General features: G+C 63.7%; 10 protein-coding genes, 1 tRNA gene and 1 pseudogene. 9 read left to right on the top strand and 3 right to left on the bottom strand.

The window, feature by feature from the left end; translation table 11 throughout:
- Positions 1-187 precede the first annotated feature (187 nt).
- Both L810_RS38835 and L810_RS38830 read left to right on the top strand, forming a co-directional pair.
- Complete coding sequence (locus L810_RS38835) at positions 188-532, top strand: DUF4212 domain-containing protein (protein WP_021163615.1); 345 nt, start codon at positions 188-190, stop codon at positions 530-532.
- A 3-nt stretch (positions 533-535) separates the two neighbouring features.
- Complete coding sequence (locus tag L810_RS38830) at positions 536-2,551, top strand: sodium:solute symporter family protein (protein ID WP_021163614.1); 2,016 nt, start codon at positions 536-538, stop codon at positions 2,549-2,551.
- A 63-nt stretch (positions 2,552-2,614) separates the two neighbouring features.
- Here the strand turns inward: L810_RS38830 and L810_RS38825 are convergent, their stop codons facing one another.
- Positions 2,615-3,268 carry a hypothetical protein gene (locus L810_RS38825; protein ID WP_244321885.1) on the bottom strand — a complete coding sequence of 218 codons (654 nt, stop codon included), beginning with the start codon at positions 3,266-3,268 and terminating at the stop codon, positions 2,615-2,617.
- A gap of 355 nt (positions 3,269-3,623) precedes the next feature.
- On the opposite strand from L810_RS38825, the gene L810_RS46515 reads away from it, so the two are divergent.
- Positions 3,624-4,007, top strand: a complete 384-nt coding sequence (locus tag L810_RS46515; RefSeq protein ID WP_230963194.1) for a lysozyme inhibitor LprI family protein — start codon at positions 3,624-3,626, stop codon at positions 4,005-4,007.
- A 682-nt stretch (positions 4,008-4,689) separates the two neighbouring features.
- On the opposite strand, the gene L810_RS38820 is transcribed toward L810_RS46515, so the two are convergent.
- A tRNA-Ser gene (locus L810_RS38820) sits at positions 4,690-4,780 on the bottom strand.
- Positions 4,781-4,837: 57 nt separating this feature from the next.
- A pseudogene (locus tag L810_RS38815) lies at positions 4,838-5,026 on the bottom strand (hypothetical protein); the annotation flags it as partial.
- 155 nt (positions 5,027-5,181) lie between these two features.
- Between L810_RS38815 and L810_RS38810 the strand changes: the two are divergent.
- From L810_RS38810 to L810_RS38785, 6 genes are all read left to right on the top strand, one after another.
- Positions 5,182-5,811 (top strand): LysE family translocator, encoded by a 630-nt coding sequence (locus L810_RS38810; RefSeq protein WP_021163610.1) that lies wholly within the window; start codon positions 5,182-5,184, stop codon positions 5,809-5,811.
- Positions 5,812-5,856: 45 nt separating this feature from the next.
- Entirely contained in the window at positions 5,857-6,273 is a 417-nt protein-coding gene (locus tag L810_RS38805; RefSeq protein WP_021163609.1) for a hypothetical protein, read from the top strand.
- A 353-nt stretch (positions 6,274-6,626) separates the two neighbouring features.
- Positions 6,627-7,718: a toxic anion resistance protein gene (locus L810_RS38800; RefSeq protein ID WP_021163608.1), complete on the top strand. Its 1,092-nt coding sequence runs from the start codon at positions 6,627-6,629 to the stop codon at positions 7,716-7,718.
- A gap of 20 nt (positions 7,719-7,738) precedes the next feature.
- Complete coding sequence (locus tag L810_RS38795) at positions 7,739-8,485, top strand: VWA domain-containing protein (RefSeq protein WP_021163607.1); 747 nt, start codon at positions 7,739-7,741, stop codon at positions 8,483-8,485.
- Between the two features lie 46 nt (positions 8,486-8,531).
- Positions 8,532-9,548: a DUF475 domain-containing protein gene (locus tag L810_RS38790; RefSeq protein WP_021163606.1), complete on the top strand. Its 1,017-nt coding sequence runs from the start codon at positions 8,532-8,534 to the stop codon at positions 9,546-9,548.
- Between the two features lie 94 nt (positions 9,549-9,642).
- Positions 9,643-10,299 carry a TerD family protein gene (locus L810_RS38785; RefSeq protein ID WP_021163605.1) on the top strand — a complete coding sequence of 219 codons (657 nt, stop codon included), beginning with the start codon at positions 9,643-9,645 and terminating at the stop codon, positions 10,297-10,299.
- The last annotated feature ends 189 nt before the right edge of the window (positions 10,300-10,488 follow it).

Genomic DNA, 10,488 nt, shown 5'->3' with positions numbered 1-10,488 from the left:
TGCGGCGCCTGCTGCGTTCGCTTGCCAAGGGCGAAGCGATCACGCAGGACACGTCCACGCTCGAGAACCCGGCCATCCTCGAGCAGCTCGCCGAAGTGCGCTGACCGTACCGGTTGCGCATCACGCGCACGAGCCCCTGCGCGGCAATCCCGATTGCCCGCGCAGGGGCTTTTTGTTACATAACGGCATGACCGTTCCGACCCGATCCGCGCCTGCCGCGCCACCGCCCGTTCCCGAGCCGCTCGCGCGTGCCCATGCACGCTACTGGCGCTTCAACGTCGCGCTGATCGCGGTGCTGATGGCGATCGGTTTCGCCGTGTCGTTCATCGTGCCGTTCTTCGGGCCCGCGCTCGCGAGCGTGCGCTTCGCCGGGTTCAGCCTGCCGTTCTACGTCGGTGCGCAGGGCGCGATTCTCGTGTATCTCGTGCTGATCGTCGCGTACATCGGGCTGATGCAACGCGCCGACCGCACGCTGCGCCGCGCGTACGACGATCATGCGGCACGTACCGGCCATCCGAACGGCGGGCGCTGATTCATGCTGACGCATCGACTGATCCGCGCGTATGCGCTCTACACGCTGGGGTTTCTCGGGTTCGTGCTGCTGATGTGGCGGATCGAGCGCGCCACCGGCTCCGGCGTCTGGATCGGCTACGTGTTCCTGTTCGTGCCGATCGCGGTGTACGCGGTGATCGGGCTGCTGTCGCGCACGTCCGATCTCGTCGAATACTACGTGGCCGGGCGGCGCGTGCCGTCCGCCTTCAACGGGATGGCGACGGCGGCCGACTGGCTGTCGGCCGCGTCGTTCATCGGCCTGGCCGGCTCGCTCTATACGACCGGCTACGATGCGCTCGCGTACGTGATGGGCTGGACGGGCGGGTTCTGCCTCGTCGCGTTCCTGCTTGCGCCGTATGTGCGCAAGCTCGCGCGCTACACGATTCCCGATTTTCTCGGTACGCGCTTTTCGAGCACGGCCGTGCGTGCGCTCGCGGCCGGCGCGGCGATCCTGTGTTCGTTCGTGTACCTGGTCGCGCAGATCCAGGGGATCGGCCTGATCGCGACGCGCTTCATCGGCGTCGATTTCGCGATCGGGATCTTCTGCGGGCTCGCGGGCATTCTCGTGTGCTCGTTTCTCGGCGGAATGCGCGCGGTCACCTGGACGCAGGTCGCGCAGTACATCATCCTGATCAGCGCGATCCTGATTCCGGTGTCGCTGATCGCGATGAAGAACGGGCTCGGCCCGGTGCCGCAGTTCAGCTACGGCAAGCTGATGGAGCGCGTCGCGGCCCGCGAGGCGCAGGTGCGCGATGCGTCCGACGAACAGCAGGTGCGCGACGCGTATCGACGACAAGCCGCGGACATCCAGACGCGGCTCGACCGGCTGCCTTCGTCGTATGCGGATGCACGCCGGCATCTCGCCGACCAGCTGGCCGACCTGCGGCGCCACAACGGGCCGCTGCGCGAGATCAGCCAGCGCGAGCGCGAGCTGGCGGACTTTCCGCGCGATCCGGCGGCGGCGCGGGTCGCGTGGACGCAGGCGCGTGACGACCTGCTGGCCCGTGCCGAGCCGCCCGTGCCGATGCACGAACCGTTTCCCGCCGCGAGCGATGACGAGCGCAAGCCGCGCGAGCGGAATTTCCTCGCGCTGCTGCTGTGCCTGTCGCTCGGCACCGCGAGCCTGCCGCACATCCTGACGCGTTACAACACGACCACGTCGGTCGCGTCGGCGCGGCGCTCGGTCGGGTGGACCCTGTTCTTCATCGCGCTGTTCTACCTCAGCGTGCCGGTGCTCGCGGTGCTGATCAAGTACGAGATCCTCGCGAACCTCGTCGGGCGGCCGTTCGCCGAATTGCCGGCGTGGGTCACGCAGTGGCATCACTTCGAACCCGACCTGATCAGCGTCGTCGAGGTGATTCGCGGTGGCATCGTGCACTGGTCGGAAATCCAGATGCAGCCGGACATGGTCGTACTGGCCGCGCCGGAGATTGCCGGGCTGCCTTACGTCGTGTCGGGACTGATCGCGGCCGGTGCGCTTGCGGCGGCGCTGTCGACCGCGGACGGGCTGCTGCTGACGATCGCGAACGCGCTGTCGCACGACGTCTACTACTGCATGGTCGCGCCCGACGCATCGAGCCAGCGGCGCGTGACGATCTCGAAGGTGCTGCTGCTCGGCGTCGCGCTGTTCGCGTCGTATGTCGCGTCGCTCAATACGGGGAAGATCCTGTTTCTCGTCGGCGCCGCGTTCTCGCTGGCGGCCTCGAGCTTCTTTCCGGTGCTGGTGCTCGGCGTGTTCTGGAAGCGCACGACGACGCGCGGTGCGATCGCCGGGATGGTGACCGGGCTCGCGGTGTGCGTGTACTACATCGTGTCGACCTATCCGTACTTCACACAGCTGACGGGATTCGCGGGGCGCACGTGGTTCGGGATCGAGTCGATCAGTTCGGGAGTATTCGGGGTGCCGGCGGGGTTCGCGGTGGCGATCATCGTGAGTCTGTTCGATCGAAAGCCGGATGACTATACGCGGGCGCTGGTGGATTACATCCGGCATCCGTGACGCGGGTGTCGTTCGGCATGCTCGCGTGCCGGGGCAGCCAGTACCGGCGCCGTGACGGGCGGGTCAGAGCGCGGAAATGCCGAGCTCGGCGCCCTTGGTCGTCTGCACCCGGCTGAAATCGCAGCTTCCGTCCGTCATCCCCTTGGCGTTCGGTATCGCGACGCACACGTACGCACGGATGCCGTGCGGCAATGCCACGTGGCGAAACTCGCCGACCTTGATCGTCGCGACCCGGTCGACGGCAAAGCGATCGTTGATCGGTGTCGCGCTCGACGGGATCGACATCGTTACTTCCGACGCGGCGTTCCCGGTTTGTGATTTCAGCGTCTGGCTGCTGCCGATCTCTCCACTGACCGAGAAGCGTATCGCCGCCTGTCCCTCGGACACGCGTTGAACCGTGACCGCAAGCGTCGGCATGGCGATTCCCGCCGCGCATTTGCCGGCAGCGCACTCACGAACGGAAAGCAGCGTGCGAAACGGGGATGCAGGCTGACCGATGACCGACAGGTCGGTAGACGATCCGCCGTCGCGCAGCGCCTTGTCGACCGGCGGGGGAGAGGTCACCGCGACGGTGGTGGTGATCGACGGCGGCGAAAATGCCGTTGCGCAAGCTGACAGCATCGTCGAAGCGACAATCGTCATGGCGAACCCTGGACTGAATCGCATGGATCTGACTCGCGGAGCTGAAACCTCGGATATCGTCAGAAGAATACACATCTTTAGCGAGCGGTGTTCGGGGTTCGATGTGCGATGGGTGCTCGGTCCAGACGACGCAGCGGACCGGACGAGCGGGCGTGCCGGCTACGGTCAGCGTGAGCGCGGCCACGATCTGCTCCGTCGAGCATGGCTTGCGTTTCATCGCCAACCTCCCGTTCCTGACGGGGAAATTGCCGCCGACGCACTAACACTCGTTTGTGTCCGGGATTCCTGGAGCAGATCAGGGTTCACGCCAGCGGCAACGAGTTGACCGAGAAACTTCCGCACGATCTTCCAGACTCAGCGTCAGCTTGCGTCAAGTCGGCAAATATTTCTCGGACTTTTTGGCGCGACCTTTTACAATAATTCTTGAATCATGCAATCAATCATTTTTAATGAAGCCATGAAAAAAATCATCCCGCTTGTGTTTTTAATTTTACCCATAACCTCTTTCGCTGACGCGTGTGCCAATAGCGGGAACGTATACGGCGACTTGTCTTGTACCAACCAAGCCCTGGATAAATCAAAAAAAGAACTCAATTTGATTTATCAAAAACTTTACTCTGCCACACAGTACAAGAATGAATTTGAGCAATCTCAGAAGGCTTGGCTCAATTACCGGGACAAGCAGTGCAACGGTTATATTGCAGCCGAGGCGTCGCAATCCCAAGGCGCCGGCTCCGGTCTGATCACAAAAGATTGCCTTGCCACGATAACAAAACAGCGGATTGATTATCTAAGGACTCTTCTCGGGAAATAGTAGCCTGACGTGATGAATTTAATTCGTATCGGAGACGACGCCCGGCCACGGATCAAAGTCGAAACTGGTTCTACGTCAATTCGATTCGACGGCCGGTATGTCGCACGCAAAGGCGGTGATTCGTCTATGACGGACGGCGCTGTTTAACAGATGCCTATTGGATTGGCCTGGTGGAGAAACTCGATTGCTGAGCGTAGCGGGACCGCCTCCTCCCAAATGGAACGGTGAACGCCGAGCACGATTACATCGCCGTGCCCGAGCTCTTTCAAGTTTCGCGCCAGTCGCTAAGGTTCACCGCACAAGGAATTGTCCGGGATGACTAGCTGACCGTATTGAGCAGAGAATCCCGCTGCTACGGGATTCAACCTCGGCTCGATGTTTCCGCCTGTCCGCACTTCTTCGATCGCGAACAATTGGGCATCACTCAGGGCAATGGAAAAGGTGTGGCAGACAACACCGCCCCTCTGTGCTGAGACCCAGTTCAATCGGAAGATCGGGACGCACGTCCCCGGACCGGCTCGACCAGTGCCACATATCGCCGAGTCTCGCGCGCAACGGATGACCGAAGAGTCCTTGCGACGCTCTTGGCAAGTCGAGGAGTCGACGTTTGATGGTCGGCTTGTGAGTCGGAAAACAAAAAACCCCGTAAGTCATTGACTTTACGGGGTTTTCGACATCGTCCTGGCGGAGAGAGGGGGATTCGAACCCCCGATAGGCGATTAACCTATACACGCTTTCCAGGCGTGCGACTTAAACCACTCATCCATCTCTCCGGAAGACCGAGAGTATAGCAAACTCTGGCGGCAGCCCGCCACTCCCTTCGGCGATCGTCAGAAATCCGTCGTCATCGACAGCCATACCGACCGCGGCTCGCCTTGTATCAGGTACCCGCCGGTCGTCGACGACCAGTACGACTTGTTCGTGACATTGCGTACGATTGCGCGCAACGTCGTCTTCCTGCCGAACAGCGCCGTCGCACAATGCGCACCGAGATCGTAGCGGTCCCACGCCGGGATCGACGCCACGCGACCGCCGAGCGGACCTCATGGCGAACATGCGATCATGAGCCGTTCGAATGCGTCGCCATTGTTCGCGCGTGCCGGCAGCGGCCTGCGCGGCCGAAGACGACGACGCCATCCCGTTCGCAAGCTCCCTTCAGAAGGAACGCCACGCCATGTCGCTGTCCGCCTTGCTCGCTTTTGCCCTGATCCTCTCCGTCGGCGTCGCGACGCCCGGCCCGACGGTGTTGCTCGCGATGAGCAACGGCTCACGGTACGGATTGCGTCACGCACTGGTCGGCATGCTCGGCGCCGTTACCGCCGATGTCGTGATGGTCGCGCTGGTCGGGTTCGGTCTCGGGATGCTGCTCGAAGCATCGGAAACGGCGTTCGTCACGCTGAAGCTGGCCGGTGCCGCGTGGCTCGCCTATGTCGGTGTGCGGATGCTGCTCTCGTCCGGTGGTCGTGCTGCCGCGCAGGCAGTCGATCAGGCGATGCCCGATCGCCGGACCGCGTTCCTGAAGAGTTTTTTCGTCGCCATGAGCAACCCGAAGTATTACCTGTTCATGTCCGCGCTGCTGCCGCAGTTCGTCGACCGGTCGCACGCGATCGCGCCGCAGTACGCGATCCTCGCGGCGACGATCGTCGCGATCGACGTCGCCGGGATGACCGGCTACGCGCTGCTCGGCGTGCACTCGGTGCGCGTGTGGAAAGCGGCCGGCGAGAAGTGGCTGAACCGCGTCAGCGGTTCGCTGCTGCTGATTCTCGCGGGATATGTCGCGTTGTACCGCAAGGCCGCGAACTGACGCGACGATGCTTCCGGCACACGATCTCGGCCAACCGGCCCGGCGATGAAGCCGATCGAACGCTTCGCGCTCGAAACGCACGACGGTCCGTACGAAACGTGGCCGTCGCGTACCGCCGTGCTCGTGAACGGCGAGCGCTCCGGCCTCACGGTTTCCGGTTACGTGCTGCTTCGCCAGTTCGAGACGCCGGCCGCTTATCTGCTCGTCACCGACTACGACTGCCTGTTCGAGGAGGCCGTCACGTTCACGCTCGTGTCGAAGGATCCATTGACGGAAATCGCGCGGCGCACGGTCGGCGCGATGTATGCGTCGTGCCATCTGGACGACCTCGCGTGGGCCGACGACCGGCATTTCAGCGCGACGTTCGTGGACATCGACGGACGATGGGATTTTACGATTCGTGACCGATCGGTGCCGTTCATCCTGCCCAGGCTCGGGATGAATCGCGTGCGGGATCGCTAACGCGCGATCGGTGTCCGCGAGGGCCTTGGCCCCGTGAGTGCGCCGCCTGAAACCCGCTCAAACAGGCGGTTTCATTTCTCTTTCGCATTGATCGGACATGTAAGTTTCGGCGTGTCCGAATCTCGCGTGGCCAGCCCGCATCGCGGCAGGAGCGGCGGCGCCCGGGCATGACGTCCGTTCATCACCTTACAAAATGAATGGAAATTGAAAGAATTCCTTCCCTTGACGCAAGGCGCTCGGGCCATTTATTGTCCGTCTGCCGCCCGTGAGAGAGCACGGCGGTTATCGCGGATGCGCGCCACGCGCGCACGACAACACGCAGCAGAAAGCAGAAAAGGAAACGTGGTAGCCACATGAAGCCGCTATTCGATGACAAGAACTCCGATGCGGTCAGCGATCGTCCTTCCACCCCGTCTTCGTCACCCGTCGCCGTGCCTGCCGCCGCCGTCGCCGTGCCGGCCGCGCGCCCGGCGGAGAATGTCCGTCTGATCACCGTTGACGAGATCGACCAGCTCGGCGCGACGCAGGGCACGCGAATCGCCGCTTTTTCCCAGCAGATTCTCGCGAGCGTCCGTGCGTCGGATGCCGACCAGTTCGGTGACAAGCTCAACGAACTGATCGCGACCGCGAAGGGGCTCGATCCGCGCGGTGCCGACAAGGGCGGGCTGCTCACGCAGGTCACACGGCTGTTTCGCTCGACCAAGGAGAAGCTGCTGTCGCAATACGAATCGGTGAGCAAGCGGATGGACACGCTCGTCGTCGAGCTCGAGAGCCATGCGCGACGCCAGAAGGCCGGCATCGACGAGCTCGAGCGGATGTACAACGACAACTACGCGCTGCACCAGGAGCTCGCGCAGTCGAAGGCGCACGGCGAAACGGCGCTCGCGACGCTGCGTGCGCATCTCGCGGCCGGCCAGCAGCCGGCGGACGACGCGTTCGCCGCACAACGCCTGCTCGACGTGAAGCGCAAGGTCGACGCGCTCGAAAGCAAGCTCGACGACCTCGACCGTGCGATGCTGATGTCGAAGCAGCTCGCGCCGCAGATCCGCATGGAGCAGGACCAGAAACGCACGCTGACGTCGAAGTTCATGACGATCAAGACCGTGCTGATCCCCGCGTGGACCAATGCGTTCGCGCTCTACCTCGAGCAGCTCAGCACGAAGCGCGCGGCGGCGCTCGCGAACGCGACGTACGACGCGGCCGACGAGGCGATCCGCGCACAGGCCGACCTGAACCGCCAGAACGCGCAGGAAGTCGCGAAGCTCGGCCAGCGCCCGGTGATCTCGACCGACACGTTCGAATACGCGCAGCAGCAGCTGTTCGGCGCATTCGACGACATCACGCAGATCATCGCCGACGGCAAGCGCCAGCGCGAGCAGGACGCGCCGCGCCTGCGCCAGCTCGAACAGGACCTGATCACCCGATTCGCTCCGAAGCACAACTGAGAGAACTGAGAGAACACCGCATGATTACGCTTGAGAAACGCGCGGCGAAGGTCGCGATCGTCCTCGAAAAACGCCAGATCCTGAAGCCGCCCGTCGTGCGCGTCGGCGCGGCGCTCGACATCTCCGGCTCCGCGAAGCCGCTCTACCAGTCGGGCGTGATCCAGGAGACGCACGACCGGATCCTCGGCATCGCACTGAAGTTCGACGACAACGGCGAAGTCGACACGTGGACCTTCACCGAAGGTTACAACCGGCTGCCGACCGCGACGCCGGACAACTACGGTTCGTACATTTCCGACCACGTGCTCGAAGCGCGGATCGACAAATGGGGCGGCACGCAGTACGCGCCGGTGATGAACGACATCGTCGACTTCTTCTTCCGCGCGCCGCAGCCGTCGCCGAAACGCGAAGAGAAGCGCGGCTTCCTGAGCCGGCTGTTCGGCGGCGCGGACGAGACGCCGGCACCGGCGGCCTCCGCGCCGGTGAACGGCCATCTGCCCGCATGGGTACTGTTCGTCACCGACGGGCAGAACCCGAAGAACGATCGCAAGCGCGTGCGCCAGCTGCTGGCCGAGTCGCAGCACTACCCGCTGTACTGGTCGCTCGTCGGCGTCGGCGACCCGAGCGAATTCGGCTTCCTCGCGGAAATCGCGGAAGAGATGCCGAACGTCGGCTTCCTGCATCTCGAATCGCTCGACATCAGCGACGAACAGATCTACGAACAGTTGATCACGCAGGAATTCTGCGACTGGGTGCGCGCGAAGTAAGCGTGGCCCGCACGTCATTTTTTCCCGAAACTCGAAACCCCACATCATGTTGAAAGACTTCAAGATCCCGCTGTCGCTCACGGCGCTCGCACTGGTCGCTGCGTATTTCCTCGGCGGCGTGAAAGACATGCTGATCGTCGCGGTCCTGTGCGTGCTCGAAATCTCGTTGTCGCTCGACAACGCGGTCGTCAACGCCTCCGTGCTCAAGAACTGGTCGGAGAAGTGGCGCAACCGCTTCATGGTGTTCGGCCTGCCGGTCGCCGTGTTCGGCATGCGGCTCGTGTTCCCGCTGCTGATCGTCGCGGTGATCGGCCACATCGGCATGTGGGATGCGCTGACGCTCGCGATCGAGTCGCCGGAGAAGTACGCGGCGATCCTGACTTCCGCGCATCACCAGGTGTCGGCGTTCGGCGGTGCGTTCCTGCTGATGGTGTTCTTCAAGTTCATGCTCGACACCGAGAAGGACGAGCACTGGATCGGCTTCCTCGAAAGCCCGATGCGCCATCTCGGCCGCATCACCGCGCTGGAAGTGGCGCTGACGCTCGCGATCGTGATCGTCGCATCGTTCTACGTACCGTCGGCGGAACAGGTCGCTTTCCTGCTCGCGGGCGCGTTCGGCGTGATCAGCTTCGTGATCGCGCACGGCATCGGCGACCTGATCGGCGGCGAGGAAACCGGCACGCGCGTGGTGCGCGAAGGCGTCGCGGGTTTCATGTATCTCGAGGTGCTCGATTCGTCGTTCAGCTTCGACGGCGTGATCGGCGCATTCGCGCTGTCGAACAACATCTTCCTGATCGCGCTCGGCCTCGGCGTCGGCGCGGCCTATATCCGGGAGATGACGCTCGTGCTGCTGAAGAAGGGCACGCTCGCGCAGTACCGCTATCTCGAGCACGGTGCGTTCTGGGCGATCGGTGCGCTCGCAACGATCATGTTCCTCGGCGTGAAGTTCGAGGTGCCCGAGGTCATCACGGGCCTGGTCGGTGCGGCGATGATCGCCGCGGCCGTGTGGTCGTCGATCGTCGTGCAGCGCAAGGAAGACCGCACCGCGGTGGCCGGCGAATAAGCGCGCGCCGCACGAAAACCATCAACGAGGGGGCCGCGCAGGGCGGCCCGGCATTGCCGCCGGCGCAACGGCGGTTCCAGCAGAAGAGGTTCAGATGATCAATTTGTCGAAAGGCGGTCGCGTCAACCTGTCGAAGGAAGCGCCCGGCACGCAGAAGTTCCGCATCGGTCTCGGTTGGGACGCGAACGCGACGGACACGGGCACGGATTTCGATCTCGACGTGTCGGTGTTCCTGTGCAAGTACGACGCGCAGAGCAATCCGAAGCTGATCTCGGATCAGCATTTCGTGTTCTACAACAGCGAAGTGCGCACGATGGAGCGCAAGGAAACCTTCATCCAGCCGGGCGACGATTTCCCGAAGCGCGGGATGCCCGCGTCGAAGTGCCTGGGTGTCGTGCATAGCGGCGACAACCGCACGGGCAGCGGCGGCGGCGACGACGAGGTGATCTTCATCGACGTGACGAAGCTCGCCGCGGACATCGAGGAAATCTCGGTGGTCGTGACGATCGACCAGGCCGAAGCGCGCCGCCAGAATTTCGGCCAGGTGCGCAACAGCTACATCCAGATCGCCGACGAGGTGTCGGGCGCGGTGATCGCGAAGTACGCGCTCGAGGAAGACTTCTCGATGGAGACGTCGGTGCAGGTGGGCAGCTTCTATCGCCGCGACGGCCACTTCATGTTCAAGGCGGTCGGCGCCGGCTACAACCGCGGCCTGGGCGACTTCGTGCGCGCGTACGGCGGCGCGGTCTGACTGGCGGCAGTCCGGCCGGCGGGACACCGCCGCGCCGGGCAGGAAGCAGCGATGACGAATCCGTCCGACGAGCCGAAACGGCTCGAGTTCGATACGACGCCCGAGCGCACGCCCGGGCGTCTTGCGTTCGACGCGCCGCCCGCGGCCGCGACGACGCCGGGCACGCGCGCGCCCGAGCGGCCGGCACCG

This window comes from Burkholderia sp. AU4i (genome assembly GCF_000466765.1).
In the GTDB taxonomy this organism is placed as follows: domain Bacteria; phylum Pseudomonadota; class Gammaproteobacteria; order Burkholderiales; family Burkholderiaceae; genus Burkholderia; species Burkholderia cepacia.
Note: the sequence above shows the minus strand (reverse complement) of the source record. Positions and strands in the feature narration are given on the sequence as shown.